Below are 18,386 nucleotides of genomic sequence, written 5' to 3' on the forward strand. Positions count from 1 at the left end.
ATAAAACGCCAAAATCCCCTTGTCGAGGATTCTAGGTTTTTGCGTTTAACTAATTATTTTAGTTCTACGCTAGCACCAGCCTCTTCAAGCTGTTTTTGGATATCCTCAGCTTCTGCCTTAGATGCACCCTCTTTGATTGCTACTGGCGCAGACTCAACCATGTCTTTAGCTTCCTTAAGACCCAGCCCAGTAATGCTACGAACCGCCTTAATAACAGCAACTTTTTTCTCACCAAATGAGGTTAACATAACGTCAAACTCATCTTTCTCAACTGCTGCGTCACCTGCATCTACTGCTGCCACTGGCGCTGCTGTAACTGCTGCTGCACTTACACCAAACTTTTCTTCCATTGCTGATACTAATTCAACAACATCCATTACCGACATATCAGCAATTGCATTTAAAATATCTTCATTGGTTAATTTAGCCATGATAGTTACTCCTTTTATTTATTTATGATTGTTTTTGATCACGAACTGCTGCCACTACTCGAGTCGCCTTAGTTGGTACCTCAATTAAGGTTCTAACTAGCTTCTCAACTGGTGCTAACATTAACGCCATTGTGATACCAATTGCTTGATCTTTAGTTGGTAAGTTTGCAATGCGTTGAAGTTGATTTGATTCTACAAATTCACCTGAAACGCCCAAACCTTTAACGACTAAATCTTCATTATCTTTGATAAAATTTTTGAATACTCGTGCTACTGCACCTGGATCTTGTTGTGAAAAACCCAAAATAACAGGTCCACTAAGAACCGGCAATACACATTCACATTCTGTCTCTACCAATGCTCTTTTTGCTAGTGAGTTCCTTACAACACGTAAAGTCACATTAGCATCAGTCGCACTTGAACGTAAATTAGTCATTTGCTCAACTGTCAATCCACGATACTCAGCAACGCCAACAGAAATTGACACTTTTGCGAGTGAGTTTACTTGTTCGACAACTGCCTTTTTTGCCATCAGATTTAGAGCCATTTACCCCTCCTGAACAATTTAAAAAAGAAAGCCATCTTTTGATAACTTTCGCCACAGAGTATTTGCATACCCTCTACATAGGCAGATCGAAAAAATCAATCAATTAAACAAACATACCAGAAGATATACTTGCACCTATGGTCTTTGAGGCCATGCAAGACAAATCTTGCGACCCAAAGAATTCTTTTAAAGTCCTTTACATCATCATACAAAGGCTTCTTTTAATAAAATTTAAATATCCACACTTGCTAAATCAACGCTAAGTCCTGGCCCCATAGTCGAAGAAATACTTAATTTTTTAAAAAAAATACCCTTGGTTGAACTGGGTTTTACTTTTTTAAGTGCCTCCATTAAAGCATTAATATTTTGTGCTAGTGCACTTACATCAAATGACGCTCTGCCAACACAGCCATGAACAATGCCAGCTTTGTCAGCGCGATAACGCACTTGACCTGCTTTAGCATTATTAACAGCAGTTGCAACATCTGGCGTTACTGTACCGACTTTAGGGTTAGGCATTAAACCACGAGGACCTAACACTTGACCTAGGCGACCCACAACACCCATGGCGTCTGGAGACGCAATTACCACGTCATAGTTTAAATCACCGTCTTGCATAGATTTCATTAAATCTTCCATACCAACAACATCTGCACCAGCATCTTGTGCTTTAGCCACATTGTCACCTTGAGTAAATACAGCAACACGGACTGTTTTGCCCGTACCATTTGGAAGTACAACTGCACCACGAACATTTTGGTCAGATTTCTTAGCATCAATACCTAAATTGATACTCACATCAATAGACTCATCAAATTTTGCTGTTGCACATTCTTTTAATAGATTCAAAGCATCATTAATTGAATAACGCTTATTAGACTCAACCTTGGCTGAAATGTCTTTTTGTTTTTTTGTTAATTTAGCCACTTGCTCAACCCTCCACTGTAATACCCATTGACCTAGCCGTGCCAGCAATAATATTAACTGCTGCATCCATGTCATTGGCATTCAAATCCTTCATCTTCATACTAGCCACTTCTTCTAACTGAGCACGAGTAATATTGCCCACTTTATCTAGATGAGGAACGCCGCTACCTTTTTTAATGCCAGTTATTTTTAGAATTAACAAGGCTGCTGCTGGTGTTTTAGTTACAAAAGTAAAACTACGATCACTATAAACAGTGATTACAACGGGCACTTTCATGCCTTTGTCAATATCTTGAGTTTTTGCGTTAAATGCTTTACAAAATTCCATAATATTAACACCATGCTGGCCCAATGCAGGACCTACAGGTGGTGATGGATTTGCTTCTTGTGCAGCCACTTGAAGTTTAATATAGGATTCAATTTTTTTAGCCATTTTTCTTCCTTGAGGCTTTGCCTCATTTTGGGTATTTATGCCCGTTATGGGTGCAAACGCCGATTAAGCTCCCCTGTTAAATCACAACTTTTAAAGTTGTTTGTCGTTTAAGTCTTATCTACTTGTGAGAATTCCAATTCTACTGAAGTAGAACGACCAAAAATTAGCACCTCTACTTTCAATAAATTCTTTTCATAATCAACTGCCTGAACCAAGCCATTAAATTCATTAAATGGTCCATCAATAACTAAAATTTCTTCGCCTGGTTGATAAGCCACTTTAGGCTTAGGCTTGTCAGCACCTTCTTGCACACGTGCAAGAATTTTATCAACTTCACGTTGCGTAATTGGAGAGGGTTTACCTGATGAACCACCAATAAAACCAATCACATTATTGGTGTTTTTAACTAGCAACCAACTGGGTTCAGTAAGTTTCATATTCACCAGCATATAACCTGGAAAAAACTTACGTTCTGCTGTTTTTTTCTGCCCATTTTTTAACTCAACAACTTGCTCAGTTGGCACCAAAACCTCACCTACCAAGTCTTCAAGTCCTTCTCTAATAACAGACTCTTCAATTGCAATCTTAACTTTCGCTTCAAAACCACTTCTTGCATGAAGCACATACCATCTTTTAGACATCTTAGCCCTCTTAATTTGTTAACAACTGCACCATCCACGAGAGCAGTGCATCAACTATCCACAAGAAAATAGCCACAATCACAACAGCAACCATAATCATACCTGTGGTTTTAATAGTTTCATCGCGCGTGGGCCACACAACTTTGCGTAATTCAATTTTTGTCTCAATTAAAAATAAACTAAAACGCACGCCTTGGGGTGATTTAAAGAACACAAAACCTGCCAACACAAGACCAACCAATAAAACCAATACTTTGTATAGCGTTGTATTTAACCCTAATGGGTCTAAATAAAACAACACAAGAGATACTATCACAATTAGAACTGATACAATCATTCCTAGTGGCGACTCTTTTGCTTGTCTTTCTACTGCTTTAGTCACATTACATCCTTTAACATGGCAGGCAAGGAGGGACTCGAACCCCCAACCAATGGTTTTGGAGACCATTACTCTACCAATTGAGCCACTTGCCTATAAACCTTAAAGGCTTGGACTATTGTCCAAGCCAACTCTATTTTTTAAATCTGTTTAAGTTTTAACTTTTTTGATTAATCCGTCACCTTAGAAACCACACCCGCACCCACCGTACGACCACCTTCTCTAATAGCAAACCTTAAACCATCTTCCATAGCGATTGGTGACAATAATTCTACTTGCATTTTCACGTTGTCACCAGGCATTACCATCTCTACACCATCAGGTAGCTGACAAGCACCTGTCACGTCTGTTGTTCTAAAATAGAACTGTGGACGGTAGTTGTTAAAGAATGGGGTATGGCGACCACCTTCATCTTTGCTTAAAATATAAACTTCAGCTTCAAACTTTGAATGTGGCTTGATTGAACCTGGCTTAGCCAATACTTGACCGCGCTCAACTTCTTCACGCTTAGTACCACGAAGTAGCACACCAACATTGTCGCCTGCTTCGCCTGAATCAAGTAACTTTCTAAACATTTCAACACCTGTACAAGTGGTGGTTTGTGTGTCTTTAATACCCACGATTTCTAACTCATCACCGACATTAACAATGCCTGCTTCAATACGACCTGTTACCACAGTACCACGACCTGAAATTGAGAACACGTCCTCAATTGGCATGATGAAGGATTTATCTGTGTCACGCTTAGGCGTTGGAATGTAGGTGTCTAGTGCTTCTACTAATTTGATGATTGAAGGTACGCCAATCTCTGACATATCGCCTTCTAAAGCTTTCAGTGCTGAACCGAAGATAACTGGGGTGTCGTCACCTGGAAAATCGTATTCGTCTAATAGCTCACGGATTTCCATTTCAACCAATTCAACCAATTCTTCATCATCAACCATATCGGCTTTGTTCATGTAAACAACGATGTAAGGTACACCTACTTGCTTAGATAATAGAATGTGCTCACGGGTTTGAGCCATTGGACCGTCTGTAGCAGCGATGACAATAATAGCGCCATCCATTTGAGCAGCGCCTGTGATCATGTTCTTAACGTAGTCAGCGTGTCCTGGGCAGTCAACGTGTGCATAGTGACGAGCTTCACTTTCATATTCTACGTGGGCTGTTGAAATAGTAATACCACGTTCTCTTTCTTCAGGGGCATTATCAATATCTGCGTAATCTTTGAATTCGCCACCGCGCGCTTCTGCCATGACTTTAGTGATGGCGGCTGTGAGTGTGGTTTTGCCGTGGTCAACGTGACCGATTGTGCCGACGTTGACGTGTGGTTTGGTTCTTTCGAATTTTTCTTTTGACATTTTATGCTCCTACGTTTAACAATTAAATTTTAAATTTTTTGGAGCTCACCAGCGGATTTGAACCACCGACCTCTTCCTTACCAAGGAAGTGCTCTACCAACTGAGCTAGGTGAGCACAACTCCCCCATCTTGGAGCGGGTAACGAGAATCGAACTCGTCTCATTGGTTTGGAAGGCCAAGGTAATACCAATATACGATACCCGCAAACCTATTATGCTTTATGGTGGAGGGGGAAGGATTTGAACCTTCGAAGGCAGAGCCGACAGATTTACAGTCTGTTCCCTTTGACCACTCGGGAACCCCTCCAAAAAACAATCAGGTATTATCCCATAGCTATCTTTAGAGCGCAAGCGTTAATTTAACGTTTTTTATTGTTTTTTAAAAGTTTGTATTCTTGCTAATTACAAACGTGAAACACCACTTGAAACAGCAGCATCAAATACCGCTTTTGGCACTATATCTATCAACCTTGGGTCAAAAGGTTTGGGAATGATATAATCTTTACCAAACACCATGGACTTTACACTATAAGCTTTTAAGACACTGTCTGGTACTTCAAGTTTTGCTAAGTCCTTAAGCGCATGAACCGCTGCTATTTTCATTTTTGAATTGATTTCACTAGCTTTTGCATCTAGCGCACCTCTGAAAATAAAAGGAAAACCCAATACATTGTTAACTTGATTTGGATAATCACTTCGACCTGTTGCCATGATTAAATCATCACGTACTGAATTAGTATCTTTGGGTGAAATTTCAGGGTCTGGATTTGACAAAGCGAACACAATAGGCTTACCTGCCATTGATTTAATCATCTGTTTTGACACCAAGTTAGCAGCAGCAACACCAATAAACACATCTGCACCTTGCATGGCATCTGCCAAGGTTTTTTTATCCGTTTTCACACTATATTGCGCTTTAATTTGACTAACATTTTTCATGTCTTGAGAAATAACACCTTCTCTATCAACCAATAAAATATTATCCTTTGACAGTCCTAATTCACACAATAAGTTTAAAGTGGCAATACCTGCTGAGCCAGCACCCAAACAAACCAACTTGGCAGTTTCAATATGCTTACCTTGGATTTCAAGCGAATTTAACAACCCTGCTGCGATAATAATGGCTGTTCCGTGCTGGTCATCGTGGAAAACAGGAATATCAAGCATTTCAATTAAACGTTTTTCAATTTCAAAACAACGAGGCGCTGAAATGTCCTCAAGATTAATACCACCAAACGTTGGTGCAATATTTTTAACCGTTTGTACAAATTCATCAACATCTTGAGTGTCAACCTCAATATCAAAGACATCAATATCTGCAAAATGTTTAAACAATACTGCCTTGCCCTCCATCACAGGTTTAGATGCTAGTGGCCCCACATTGCCAAGCCCTAAGACTGCCGAACCATCAGAAATAACAGCAACCAAATTACGCTTAATGGTAAAGTCATAAACTTTGTTTGCATCTTGTGCAATCTCACAAACAGGTGCGGCAACTCCAGGGGTGTATGCTAAACTAAGATCTTCACGTGTTGCTAGTGGCTTGTGTGATGAAACAATGATCTTTCCTGGACGGTCGCCTTGGTGATATTCTAGTGCTGATTGATGAAGTTTTGAGCTCATTAGTGGTTTTTATGTTAAGTTAAAAGTTAATATTATTATCCAAGAATCTTATTCATCCTTGTAATATTTTTTAATGATACATCTTTAGGACAAGCACGCATACAATGCCTGTGATTTGAACAACTACCAAAGCCTTCAGATTGCATTTTTAAAATGAGTTTTTTTACCCTGTCTTTGGATTCAATTTTGCCTTGGGGTAATAATGCCAAATGGGTTATTTTTGCTGCCACAAATAATGTTGCACTCGCATTTGAGCAAACCCGCCACACAAGCACCACAGCCAATACAAGCTGCAGAATTAAACGCCTCATCAGAAGCATGTTTTTTGTACCAAGGTATTATTCGCTTCTAGAGCGCTACCTGTATGCATGGATATGCAGCCACCTGATTGGATAATTCGATAAACACAAATAATGTACCGGCACCGGCCCAAGCAAAAAATCTAGGAACGTCCTAAGGATAAGATTTTTTGATAAGCTTGCCCTTTGCCAATATTATTAATAAGTTGACGAGACAATACCACAACAACGTGAAAACCAAGCAACACAATCAATATCAGCACCATTAAACAGTAAGCAAACAACTGGTTAAACCAATCATAAAAACCATTAAAAGCACTTTGACCAAAGTGAAAATTTAGCAAGCTCAGCATGTGAAAAATAACGTAAGAAAACCATCAGTTTTTTAAAAGTAACACTAGTAAACTCCACTCTAAACTGCAAGCGCTCCTTCTCAATGGTTCTAGACAACTGTTATAGCGCAAAACAGGGTCTGAACAATGCGATGGTGCCATTTTTTCAGCCATTTCATACTGACCAATTGCCTCTATTAACCCCTCATAAGCAAAAGATTGTGACATTGGGTTTTTAAGCCATGCCCTAGCTTTTCGCTCAAGAAAAATCCCTGTGTAATAATATTGATGAAATTCTGAGTCTAATTTAGCAATGGTTTGGATAATTTTCTTATCTTTTACTTTAAGTGCCGCCATGTGAGCACTGGTCTGTTAAAGCCAAAATATAGACCACTAAAGCATCTTGATTGTCCGAATCAACCGCAAACACATCAATACAAATACTAATTGCCAAATCTGGTTCACGTAAAGCTTGATATTGACACGCTTTATCTAGCACAGTACTAATTGAATCTTGATGAATTAAGTGATAGTTCATAGACGAAAATTTTTAGTTATTTTTTTTCAAAATACTCTACACTTACTTACCTCTTACTAAGATAAAAAATCATAATATAAAATTTCTGTGGCTAATCTAAAAAATCATCTAACCAACATCAATTTTAGCAAAAGGCAACCTTGCAAAACTAACTACTTGATTAACTTTGGCTTCTTCATCAAGGTTGACAGGCTATTTGATAAATTTATAGGATAATTTAAGATAATATTGCTTAATCAAAATAACTAGACGCAACTTTAACCTATTAGAATAACCAAATAAAACACACAAGAAAAATGTAAAAACTGTTCACTCAAAATCATTAATGTCTGGGCACGAGCAGAATAAATTTCGATCGCCATACATATTATCGATTCGCTTAACGGGTGGAAAATATTTATTTTGTTTCAGTGAGTCTACTGGATATAACGCCTCCTCTCGTGAGTAAGGATATTGCCATTGTCCAGCCATTTCAATTGCTGTATGTGGGGCGTTTTTAAGGGGGTTGTTGTCCTTATCCCACTCGCCTTTAATTACTTTTTGAATCTCGACATAAATACTAATCATTGCCTTAATAAAACGATTAATTTCACATAGCGATTCACTTTCTGTAGGCTCAATCATGAGTGTGCCTGCCACTGGAAATGACATGGTTGGCGAGTGAAAACCATAGTCCATCAAACGCTTGGCAATGTCTTCTTCAGAGATGCCACTTTGTTCTTTTAAAGGGCGAATATCAATAATGCACTCATGCGCGACCATATTGTGCTCACCTTGATACAAGATTGGAAAATAATCTTTCAGTTCGTTGGCAATATAGTTAGCACTCACAATGGCAACTTCGGTAGACCTTTGCATGCCGTATTTACCTAATAGCTTAATATATGACCAAGAAATTGGCAAAATTGAAGCGCTGCCATACATGGCAGCGGATACGGCGTTAGAATCTTTAATCAGTGGATTGCCAGGTAAAAACTCTTTCAAGTGTACTTTAACGCCAATCGGCCCCATACCTGGACCACCACCACCATGTGGAATGGCAAATGTTTTGTGTAAATTAATATGTGACACATCTGCACCAAATTCACCCATACGAGTAATACCAACCATGGCATTTAGATTAGCACCATCTAAATATACTTGAGCACCATGGGTGTGAATAATCTCACATATTTGTTTAATTTCAACCTCGAATACACCGTGGGTAGAAGGATAAGTCACCATAATGGCTGATAACTCATCTGCGTATTTCTCAGCCTTTGTTGTTAAATCTTGGATGTCAATATTGCCAGATTCGTCACATTTGACAATCACCACTTTCATGCCTGCCATAACTGCACTGGCAGGATTAGTACCATGTGCTGATTGAGGGATTAGGCAAATATTACGTCCTTCTTCGCCTTTGGATTGATGATACGACTTAATTGCTAGAAGACCTGCAAACTCACCTTGGGAGCCTGCATTGGGTTGTAGAGAAACTGCATCGTAGCCTGTAACTTCTACTAATGCCTGCTCTAAATCTTTAAACAATTGCTGATAACCTTTGGTTTGATTTTCTGGTGCATATGGATGCAAATCAGAAAAACCAGTCAGTGTAATTGGATACATCTGCGTCGCAGCATTAAGCTTCATAGTGCAAGAGCCTAGTGCAATCATTGAATGATTAAGCGCAATGTCTTTATTTTCCAAACGCTTCAAATAGCGCATCATTTCAGTCTCACAGTGGTAGTTGCTAAACACAGGGTGAGTCAAATAATCTGAAGTACGTAAATTATTTTTAGTAATATTCAAAAGAAAATTTTCTGACTGATAATAAACAGTTTTATCTGTTGATAGGATTGACACAAGGCGTGATAATTCATCAACTGTTGTAGTTTCATCAAGTGCAATGCTTAATTGGTTGTCATTAATTAAACGTAAATTAATGTTGTTTGATTGTGCTGTATTAAACAAACTAACAGCATTAGTCGTATTAATAGTGATTGTGTCAAAAAATTGCTCTGCGGCTAATTCAAAGCCCGCATCAAGCAGGCTTTTGGCAAGATTATTGGCCTTAGCATGCACACTTAACGCAATTTTTTTCAAGCCTTTAGCGCCATGATAAATACCATAAGCGGCAGCAAGCACTGCTAATAAAACTTGAGCAGTGCAAATATTACTAGTGGCTTTATCTCGACGAATGTGTTGCTCACGAGTTTGTAATGACATGCGCATTGCTGGATTGCCTAAAACATCTTGAGACATACCAATAAGCCGACCTGGTATCATGCGTTTAAACGTATCACGCGCACTTAAAAATGCCGCATGTGGCCCACCAAAGCCCATAGGCACGCCAAAGCGTTGCGAGCTGCCCACTGCAATATCAGCCCCCATTTCTGCAGGGGTTTTAAGGAGTGTCAATGCTAAAAGGTCACAAGCAACAATGGTTAATACATTATTATTTTTTGCTCTAGTAATGTCAGCAGTTAAATCTCGAACATCGCCATTTGTGCCTGGATATTGCATCAAACAAGCAAAACAACTACTAAAATCATCGTGTTGAATGTCTTTAATAATCAACTCAATGCCTAACGGCTTGGCACGAGTTTGCAAAATGGTAATGGTTTGTGGATGGGTGTTAATATTAATCAAAAAACAATTAGATTTGTTTTTCCTATTAGCGCGCTTGGCCATCATCATCGCTTCAGCACAAGCAGTTGGCTCATCTAATAATGACGCATTGGAGATATCCATGCCCGTTAAATCGATAATCATTTGCTGAAAATTAAGCAGCATTTCCAAACGACCTTGAGAAATCTCAGCCTGATAAGGTGTATAAGCTGTGTACCAACCTGGGTTTTCTAAAATATTACGTTGAATGACGCTCGGCATTAGCGTGCCATAATAACCTTGACCGATAAAGTTAGTTGCTAAGATATTTTTAGCAGCAAGGCTTGAGGCTAATGCCAAAGTATCCCGCTCAGTCATGCCTTCATCAAGTGCCATTCGATTGCCAAATAAAATATTTTTAGGCACTGTTTTTGATATCACCTCATCAACAGATAAGCAACCAATACTGCTTAGCATAGTCTCAATATCACTTTTACTTGGGCCAAGATGTCTGGCTAAAAATTCATTACTCATAATGGATAAAATATTTCAATAAATTTAAGGGCTAAATTTTATCTGATTAGAGGTTTGTTTTCCTTGTAAAAAATAAGGCTTATAAACACCTTTTCAAAAAGACGCTTATTACCCTGGCGGCCAAGTCAGTGCTCGCCCACCTAGACAATGAAGATGAATATGATAAACCGTTTGCCCGCCTTGTTCATTACAATTCATCACCACACGATAACCCTCATCAGCAAAACCTAACTTTTTAGCAATACAACTTGCTGTTAATGTTAGTTTGCCTAACAACTGCGCATCATCAGCATTATTTAAAGTTTTAATGTGTGTTTTTGGAATGACTAAAAAATGATGGGGTGCTTGTGGATTCATATCATGAAAAGCAAGAACATCTTCATCTTCATAGATTTTATTGACTGGAATGTCACCATTAACCATTTTACAAAATAAACAATCAGTCATAAAAAGTAAAAAGTAAAAAGTAAAAAGTAAAAAGTAAAAAGTAAAAAGTAAATTTTATTTTATCCTCATTTAACAAATGCACAAACCGCTTTTCTTAGTAATCTATATTAATAAATATTAATATAAATCAGTTGAATTAAATACTTTAAAATACACATCTTCAAATAATTTTTTTTGATAAGCACAAAACATATCAAAACAAAATAAGCCGACAAATAAAGAGATTCAAAGCACTACTTATTATATGTGCGCTTGTCGTTGCGGCATTAATGTTACGATTGAAAATGGTGAAATTCGCTATATTGAAGGTAACCCAAACCACCCTTTAAACAAAGGTGTGATTTGTACCAAAGGTTCAGCTGGCATTATGAAACAATACTCGCCTGCGCGCTTAACCAAGCCACTTAAAAGAAAAGAAGGTGCGCAACGTGGCGAGTCACAATTTGAAGCAATTGAATGGGATGAGGCTTGTGAGATTATGGAAAAACGCCTGTCCCACATTCGCACAACAGACCCTAAAAAGTTTACTTTATTTACAGGTTGTGACCAAATGCAGGCCTTAACAGGGCTATTTGCCAAACAATATGACACGCCAAATTATGCCACCCACGGTGGATCTTGCTTGGTCAATATGGCAGCTGGCATGATTTATACCATTAGTGGTTCGTTTGGGAGTTCGGTGGTCCAGATTTGGAAAGGGCAAAACTCTTTATTATGATTAGTACAGCTGAGGATCACCACTCCAATCCAATGAAGATTGAGATGAGTAAATTTAAACGCAATGGCGGTAAATTTATTTCAATCAACCCAGTGCGCACTGGCTATTCTGCCATTTCTGATGAGTGAATACCTATCAAACCAGGCACTAATGTTATGGCAATTAATCATGAATTAATCAAGCAAGGTTTGTTTGATCGTGAATTTTTAATTAAATATACCAAATCGCTGCCGAGTTAGTCAATATAAATGGAGACAGTGATGATTTAATCCTACCTGACACCACCTACTTAGAACGTAGAACGCCACGATGTGATGAGCATGCTGAATCGACCCATTTCAGAATTTTACGGCCCGGTAGATTCTCTACGTATGCCAGTATTGCCAGTGACAGGCGATTGCAAACCCTTCCAAGAAGTGCTGATAGAATTAGCATCAAAGCTTAAATCCCCTGCTTTTGTTGATGAAAATGGCAATCTAAAATACAAATATTACCCCGACTTTATCATCAATTACAAAACTGCCAAAGACTCAGGCATTGCTTGTCTGGCAGGTTGGTGTGGTAAAAATAGCGAAAAGCAGATGAAAGGCGAGCCTAACAAAAACCAATGAAAAAAATACGTTGATAATGATTGTTTCTTCCATTATAAATTGCCAAAATCATACCAATATATGCGTAACTAGAATTTGGGTTATCTTCAATGAGCAAAGCACAACGGGCTGACTCGCTACGCCGAACCTGTGCAAATCCATTTGTACTCAGAAGTATTGCAAAAATTAAAATTAGCCGCACAAGGTAAGCGCAAAGGCAAACAACCGCCAGAAGAGCTCCGCGCTCGCATACAAGAATTTTTTGACCCCTTGCCTTTATATCACGACCCAATTGAATCTCAACATACAGGCATTAATGAATTTCCTTTAAATGCAATTACTCAACGCCCTATGGCAATGTATCACTCGTGGGATTCGCAAAATGCTTGGCTTAGACAAATTCACGCATACAATCATTTAATTATGCACAAAAGTGTTGGTAAAGCAGGTGGTTTTGATGATGGTGATTGGGTGTGGATAGAATCTCCACACGGAAAAGTTCGCTGTATGTGTCGCTTTAGTGAAGCTGTAGAACCAGGAACTGTATGGACTTGAAATGCAATTGGCAAATCAAAAGGCGCTTGGAATTTATCAAACAAAGCCAATGAATCCAATCAAGGCTTTTTAATGAACCACCTAATTGCTGAAGATTTACCCTTTAGCAACAAAGAGCAAAATGGCAGACGCATTTCCAACTCTAGCCCAGTAACAGGCCAAACTGGCTGGTTTGATGTGCGTGTTAAAGTTTATAAATGCACAAAGAATGAAGCAAAAATAACTTTGCCACAATTTAATGCGCAAACACCACTACCTGGTGTGCGTAAACGTCAAACTAAATTTATGGCTTATGTGAGCGGCAAGGATTTGTTTTCTAAATTATTAAAAGGGGGTAAATAATGGCACAACTTGCACTGCAAATTGATTTGAACGTTTGCGTTGGTTGCTCCGATTGTGTGATCAGTTCAGTTGCAAAGAATGGAATAACTCAGGACAAGCAGGACCGATGGTAGATTTTAATGCCTACGATGAAAACCCAACAGGCGCAAAGCTTTTTAGTGATGTGCATGATGACACCTCTGAAGTGTCACAAATCATCCGCGAAGAAGGCAGCTATCAACTGATGCCAGAATGGGGCGCCAAGCTAGCCAATCATTACTTGCCACGACGCAAATCAAAACTCACCATTCACCATTCACCATTCACCATTCACCAAGATGAGCTTAAAAGGTCTGATAATCTGCTTAAAAAGAACACTTTAACATGGATAAAAACGCACCATCACTTGATGATGTCACCAGTTAGTAAGGAGATTTTATGCACCCAGCATTTTCAGTTATTTTTCTAACAACGCTTATTGGCGCTGGACAAGGGCTATTCATGGCGCTCATGATAGCACAAACCTATTCAGTCGTTGAAATTGTCCCCATTAATGATCCAATCCAATTTTATGATCTAGGTGCATTGATTGCACTGGGTTTATTATTATTAGGACTGATAGCGTCAATTTTCCATCTAGGTCATCCTGAGCGAACTTGGTGTAGTGCTACCATGTGGCGAACTTCTTGGCTTTCTAGAGAAGTTATTGCACTACCAAGTGTAATTAGGGATTATCTTTGTTTATGGACTCATTCACTATCTAAATATTGACACTGTGCTATTTGACATTAACGACAAAATTTCAATCACACTAAGCCTTGTTGTTGGTAGCGTAGGTGTCTTACTATCGCTGATTTTATTTGTCTGTACAGGTATGATTTATGCTTGCATTAAATTTATTCAAGAGTGGGCATCACCACTTACTGTGATTAACTATACTTTATTCGGTATGGCGTCTGGATTTTCTATTGCTACTGTATTCACCCATTATCAAGCTGAAAATTCGGTTAAATTATTCATAGGCTGGGCAATTATATTTACCCTGCTTACTGCTATTATGCGTCTTATCTCATTAATTAGAAGCGCAAAACTCAAACCGAAATCAACCCCACAAAGCGCCATTGGCATACGTCATGATAAAATTAAACAAGTATCAATGGGTGCCCATGGATGGCTCGTATAATACACAGGAGTATTTTCACGGCAAAAGTGCTATTTTCCTAAAAAGTGTCAAATGGATTTTTATACTGATGGTTTTTGTTGTACCATTATCCCTACTAAGCAATGCAATGATTAATATGATGACTATGAATTGCTCTTCATCTGCGCAATCAGCCAATACATCAGTCTCATCGCTGAACGTTGGTTCTTTTTTTTGCACAAGCAAAACATTTACTACCAAGTTACTTAATTCACTCTGATGAATTCTTTGGTAGTGGAAAATTCTTGATAAAGACATTCTCCATCAAGAAAAAGAAACTTGTCACAAATTACCAAATTTCCCGTTAGTATTTTTCCACTGGTCTTTCGAAATTATTGACTCAATAATATTCCAATGTTCAATAATTTTACCATTTTCAACTCTAAATAAATCGTAAAACGATGTATCTACACCACCAAATTGACCTTCACTAATGCTTAGTACAAAGTTTCCTTCGCCCAGTATTTTATAGTTTTTTGTGTAGCTCATTTTTATTCCTTGTTTTGCCATCGCCTCTAGAGCTTGACTCAAACCAGATAACCCATCTGCAACTGCTGTGTTGTGTTGAATATAGTTATCACCATCAAAAAAGCTGGCAATTTTATCCATTTCACCTTTCATCAATATAGTTTCAATGAAACTTTTTACTAACGTTTTATTTTCTTCGGTTTTATTAATATCAGAAATATTTGTTGTTCCATCAAGCTGAGTGTGTCCACTTGAGTTGGGTTTATCCGTTTTTACATCAAGATTATCCCAATGCTCAACAATTAAACCATCCTTGAATCGAAACAAATCAAAACCTACCTTAGAAGACCAAAGAAATTATAATTCGTGTGTGTAAACACATAATCACCTTCTTCAAAGCTGCGTACAACATTAACTTTAGCATTGCCCCAAAACCTTCCAAGCCATCACTAATAGATAAATTATGCTGAGTATATTCTTTAGCATTGATATAACTTACAGCTGTTTGATTACCCGTTTCAATACTATTTAGTAAAGCAACGACTTTTTCTTTATTTGATAAATTTATTTGTTCTCCTTTTTTATTGTTTTGATTGCAAGCTACAAGTAAAAAAAATGTATCCAACAAAATTGTTATATGTTTCATTTTTAATCCATCGCCAAAATCGTAAGCCATTTCTTATACTTGTTTGTTTTCCAAGATTAAACGCCGTTTAACTTCTATTATTGTATGCGCATCAATTAATTGTTTTACGATTTGATTAATGGCTAGTTTGCATAAATTATTTAAGGTTTTATAGGTGACATGTGATTCTGTTGAATAGTAAGAAGTTCCTCTTTCCTTTTTAAATTTTTTCTCTAACAATAAAGTAAAACAATTAAATTGTTTTACTTAAGATCTACTCAACTTGTTTGTATAAGAATGGGTTTTTTCACGTTCATAACATTATGAATAATGAAGAAAATAAAAACATGATTATCAGACTATTTTTAGTCTCATGCATCATTTCTTTTTCTATTTCAAAAAATAGTGATATACAACTGTTTGTTTAAAAAACAGACTAGGTGTAAAAATGGGGGTAATAAGAAATATTCAAATGGTTAAGTGAAAATATCGACACATTCATGTTTATTTGAATCTGCTCAATACATGTTTGAGTGAAAAGAATCACTTTTCCTTGTATTTTATTATTTAATGAAAATGCCTGAATTTGATTTTTATTGATAAAAATAAAACTACCTTTTGTAAAAGGGTAATGCTTAAAATCAATAAATTGTGCACCTTCTCCTTGTTCAATATATAACATCAAGTAAAAATGAACTCGATGTGGTTTGTTTGGATTATGACCCATTGTCGACCTACGACGATAGAGTTCATCAAGCTCTATAATTTCAATACCTTCCGAATCAAGAGTTAAACATTTAAATTTTATATCTGGATATATTCATTTTCACATAATTACCAAATCAAAAACATTTCTAAAAACCTATCGAGTGACTTGTTTTAACTCTATCATTCTTTATTATGGAAAAATGTCTAGTAATTTTACAAAAAACCTCACAAAGTTTTTTTAAATAATTTAACGATATTGACGCAAATACCACCAACCAAAAACTTGCTTGGCATAATGCATCAAACGACAATTTGGTAACATTAATCCGCCTTTGAGTGTGCGTGATATGTACATACCTTTATTATTTGAATCAACAATACACATCAATTCAATCTTAAAAGTATGACTGGCAGGCTTATTATCCAGAACATCTAGCACATTTTTAGCAGCGGCAGCAGCTTGTAAATCTGCCATATGTGCTTGCTTTGGCATCCACTCTGGCCCTGAGAAAGAACCTGAGTCACCTGCCACAAACACCCTCTCAGCACCCTGAACTTGACAAAATTTATCCGCTTTAAGTAAGCCGCCTTCACTACGCTCAAGTTCAGTGTTATCAAACCACTGATTTCCTGTCATGCCTGGCATGAACAAAATCAAATCTGTGGCAAACTCACCACCCTCAGTAATGACTTTATCAGCTTCAAAAGCTTTCATCTTATGCCCAAGATGCGTGTTAATATTGCGCTTTTTCATTTCACTTAATAAACCCTTAACCGCCTTTTCACCTAAGCGAGCACCTGGTTTTTTTGCAGGGGTAAAAAAAGTCAGATTAAATTTATCACGCCGACCTTCTTGTCGTAATTGTGTATCCAAGCCAAACAAAAACTCAAACATTGGACCACCACGCATGGCACTTGGCTCCTTGGGATTACTCGCAAAACCAATGGCAATATTACCACTATCCATAGCCTGAATTCTATCACGTATCTGCTCAACAGCACTCAATCCCTCACACGGGGTAATAGCGTGCTCAATGCCAGGCGGTTTCTTAAGAAACCGCCCACCTGAGGCAATAATAAGCACATCATTTTCATACTCACCTGCTGAAGTGATTACAGTTCTAGCATGATTTTCCAAGCCTGTAACTTCACTAGCGATATGGCGAACATTCATACGCTTAAAAAAACGCTCAAGTGGAATAACAATGTCTTTTTTACTGGCTATACCTGATGGCACCCAAATTAAACTTGGCATATAAACCAGCTCTGCCTTCGGTGATATTAAAGTGATTTGTGCGTGCTTGTCGCTTTTTATAAGGGTTCTAACAGCTGTTAATCCTGCAAAGCCCGACCCAATAATGGTAATTTTTTTCATTCTTAAAAAATCTCCAATATTTGAGTTGTGCTTGTTTCCATGTTGGCAATATTGCAAAAATACGCCATCATTTGTGGCCACTGCTCTCTGGCTTCAAGTAGTTTGGTAAAGTTTACGTGATGCACTTTACTTTGCCATTTAACCAAACAATACACGCGTCCATCTTTATCAATCCCAGAATCACGTGAAATAAACCCATCAGCTTTAGCAATATCCTCATCAATTTCTTTTGATAAAGTCTTCCAATCATTCATTAAATCTTGATTGGTTAACTCAAATGACATAATTACAAAATATTCACTCATTTTATTCTCCTATTTGTTATGACAAAAATGCCTGCTGTCTGGCTCTTCTACGCTTTTTACAATATTGTCAACAAACGCTTGTAGTTCGTTAAACTCTAATACAGTTAATATACGCGCTACAATATCTGGTGTAACCCTAAGTGTGCATAATTTACCATCTTTTAGCTTCACTTCCATGCCTGCTGCACTCATAGTTAAGCCTTCATTACTTTGTTCTAATAATTTTTCTAGCTCGCCCTGTAATTCATCGTATAACTTTTGCAATTCATTCAATAAGCCCTCACTGGTTTCATCAGCAATTGAAACAATTTCACCTTGCACAGAGCCAAACGCACTGTCTTGTTCGCATTTAAATTCTATGTCTACCTTTGTTAAATGGTCTTTAAATTTATTTGATAATTTAGCATCAAAAAATATATAATCTAGCATATTATTATTTA

General features: G+C 37.7%; 18 protein-coding genes, 4 tRNA genes and 4 pseudogenes. 3 read left to right on the plus strand and 23 right to left on the minus strand.

Annotated features, from left to right (window positions below):
• Window positions 1–53: 53 nt before the first annotated feature.
• From rplL to CVPH_RS06355, 18 genes are all read right to left on the minus strand, one after another.
• Window positions 54–431 carry a 50S ribosomal protein L7/L12 gene (gene rplL, locus CVPH_RS06275; RefSeq protein ID WP_201340874.1) on the minus strand — a complete coding sequence of 126 codons (378 nt, stop codon included), beginning with the start codon at window positions 429–431 and terminating at the stop codon, window positions 54–56.
• 22 nt (window positions 432–453) lie between these two features.
• On the minus strand, window positions 454–978 hold the full coding sequence (rplJ, locus tag CVPH_RS06280) for a 50S ribosomal protein L10 (protein WP_201340875.1): 525 nt from the start codon (window positions 976–978) through the stop codon (window positions 454–456).
• A gap of 231 nt (window positions 979–1,209) precedes the next feature.
• A complete protein-coding gene (gene rplA, locus CVPH_RS06285; protein WP_201340876.1) occupies window positions 1,210–1,905 on the minus strand; it encodes a 50S ribosomal protein L1 in 696 nt (231 codons plus the stop codon).
• A 4-nt stretch (window positions 1,906–1,909) separates the two neighbouring features.
• A complete protein-coding gene (rplK, locus tag CVPH_RS06290; RefSeq protein WP_201340877.1) occupies window positions 1,910–2,338 on the minus strand; it encodes a 50S ribosomal protein L11 in 429 nt (142 codons plus the stop codon).
• A gap of 107 nt (window positions 2,339–2,445) precedes the next feature.
• Entirely contained in the window at window positions 2,446–2,979 is a 534-nt protein-coding gene (gene nusG, locus CVPH_RS06295; protein ID WP_201340878.1) for a transcription termination/antitermination protein NusG, read from the minus strand.
• A 10-nt stretch (window positions 2,980–2,989) separates the two neighbouring features.
• Window positions 2,990–3,361: a preprotein translocase subunit SecE gene (gene secE / locus CVPH_RS06300; protein ID WP_201340879.1), complete on the minus strand. Its 372-nt coding sequence runs from the start codon at window positions 3,359–3,361 to the stop codon at window positions 2,990–2,992.
• A 16-nt stretch (window positions 3,362–3,377) separates the two neighbouring features.
• Window positions 3,378–3,453 (minus strand) — tRNA-Trp (locus tag CVPH_RS06305).
• Window positions 3,454–3,528: 75 nt separating this feature from the next.
• A complete protein-coding gene (gene tuf, locus CVPH_RS06310) occupies window positions 3,529–4,719 on the minus strand; it encodes an elongation factor Tu (protein WP_201340880.1) in 1,191 nt (396 codons plus the stop codon).
• A gap of 39 nt (window positions 4,720–4,758) precedes the next feature.
• Window positions 4,759–4,834 (minus strand) — tRNA-Thr (locus CVPH_RS06315).
• Between the two features lie 15 nt (window positions 4,835–4,849).
• Window positions 4,850–4,923: transfer RNA gene (locus CVPH_RS06320), tRNA-Gly, on the minus strand.
• Between the two features lie 17 nt (window positions 4,924–4,940).
• Window positions 4,941–5,025: transfer RNA gene (locus tag CVPH_RS06325), tRNA-Tyr, on the minus strand.
• A gap of 95 nt (window positions 5,026–5,120) precedes the next feature.
• Complete coding sequence (locus tag CVPH_RS06330) at window positions 5,121–6,341, minus strand: malic enzyme-like NAD(P)-binding protein (RefSeq protein WP_201340881.1); 1,221 nt, start codon at window positions 6,339–6,341, stop codon at window positions 5,121–5,123.
• Window positions 6,342–6,376: 35 nt separating this feature from the next.
• Entirely contained in the window at window positions 6,377–6,652 is a 276-nt protein-coding gene (locus tag CVPH_RS06335; protein ID WP_201340882.1) for a hypothetical protein, read from the minus strand.
• A gap of 131 nt (window positions 6,653–6,783) precedes the next feature.
• On the minus strand, window positions 6,784–6,993 hold the full coding sequence (locus CVPH_RS06340; protein WP_201342477.1) for a hypothetical protein: 210 nt from the start codon (window positions 6,991–6,993) through the stop codon (window positions 6,784–6,786).
• Window positions 6,994–7,017: 24 nt separating this feature from the next.
• Window positions 7,018–7,329, minus strand: coding sequence for a hypothetical protein (locus CVPH_RS10220; RefSeq protein WP_225879661.1), 312 nt, complete (start codon window positions 7,327–7,329; stop codon window positions 7,018–7,020).
• Window positions 7,316–7,510, minus strand: coding sequence for a hypothetical protein (locus tag CVPH_RS10225; RefSeq protein ID WP_225879662.1), 195 nt, complete (start codon window positions 7,508–7,510; stop codon window positions 7,316–7,318). The genes CVPH_RS10220 and CVPH_RS10225 overlap by 14 nt, the downstream gene beginning before the upstream one ends.
• 309 nt (window positions 7,511–7,819) lie before the next feature.
• Entirely contained in the window at window positions 7,820–10,633 is a 2,814-nt protein-coding gene (gene gcvP / locus CVPH_RS06350) for an aminomethyl-transferring glycine dehydrogenase (RefSeq protein ID WP_201340883.1), read from the minus strand.
• Window positions 10,634–10,741: 108 nt separating this feature from the next.
• The gene (locus CVPH_RS06355) at window positions 10,742–11,080 is read right to left on the minus strand and encodes a histidine triad nucleotide-binding protein (protein WP_201340884.1); all 339 of its coding nucleotides are present in this window, start codon (window positions 11,078–11,080) and stop codon (window positions 10,742–10,744) included.
• 244 nt (window positions 11,081–11,324) lie between these two features.
• Between CVPH_RS06355 and CVPH_RS06360 the strand changes: the two are divergent.
• The 3 pseudogenes from CVPH_RS06360 (at window position 11,325) to CVPH_RS06370 (ending at window position 14,675) form a co-directional block, all read left to right on the plus strand.
• Window positions 11,325–13,285 (plus strand): annotated as a pseudogene (locus CVPH_RS06360) (molybdopterin oxidoreductase family protein).
• Window positions 13,285–13,690, plus strand: a pseudogene (locus tag CVPH_RS06365) (hypothetical protein). The pseudogenes CVPH_RS06360 and CVPH_RS06365 overlap by 1 nt, the downstream one beginning before the upstream one ends.
• Before the next feature lie 12 nt (window positions 13,691–13,702).
• Window positions 13,703–14,675: pseudogene (locus tag CVPH_RS06370) on the plus strand (dimethyl sulfoxide reductase anchor subunit family protein).
• Between the two features lie 72 nt (window positions 14,676–14,747).
• Here the strand turns inward: CVPH_RS06370 and CVPH_RS06375 are convergent.
• The 5 genes and pseudogenes from CVPH_RS06375 to CVPH_RS06395 all read right to left on the minus strand — a co-directional run bounded on the left by CVPH_RS06375 (window position 14,748) and on the right by CVPH_RS06395 (window position 18,375).
• Window positions 14,748–15,579, minus strand: a pseudogene (locus CVPH_RS06375) (nuclear transport factor 2 family protein).
• A 415-nt stretch (window positions 15,580–15,994) separates the two neighbouring features.
• Complete coding sequence (locus tag CVPH_RS06380) at window positions 15,995–16,378, minus strand: AraC family ligand binding domain-containing protein (protein WP_342590477.1); 384 nt, start codon at window positions 16,376–16,378, stop codon at window positions 15,995–15,997.
• A 135-nt stretch (window positions 16,379–16,513) separates the two neighbouring features.
• On the minus strand, window positions 16,514–17,641 hold the full coding sequence (locus CVPH_RS06385) for an NAD(P)/FAD-dependent oxidoreductase (RefSeq protein ID WP_201340886.1): 1,128 nt from the start codon (window positions 17,639–17,641) through the stop codon (window positions 16,514–16,516).
• Window positions 17,642–17,643: 2 nt separating this feature from the next.
• A complete protein-coding gene (locus tag CVPH_RS06390; RefSeq protein WP_201340887.1) occupies window positions 17,644–17,946 on the minus strand; it encodes a hypothetical protein in 303 nt (100 codons plus the stop codon).
• Window positions 17,947–17,955: 9 nt separating this feature from the next.
• Window positions 17,956–18,375: a hypothetical protein gene (locus tag CVPH_RS06395; protein ID WP_201340888.1), complete on the minus strand. Its 420-nt coding sequence runs from the start codon at window positions 18,373–18,375 to the stop codon at window positions 17,956–17,958.
• Window positions 18,376–18,386: the final 11 nt, after the last annotated feature.

This window comes from Abyssogena phaseoliformis symbiont OG214, assembly GCF_016592595.1.
GTDB lineage: Bacteria > Pseudomonadota > Gammaproteobacteria > PS1 > Pseudothioglobaceae > Ruthia.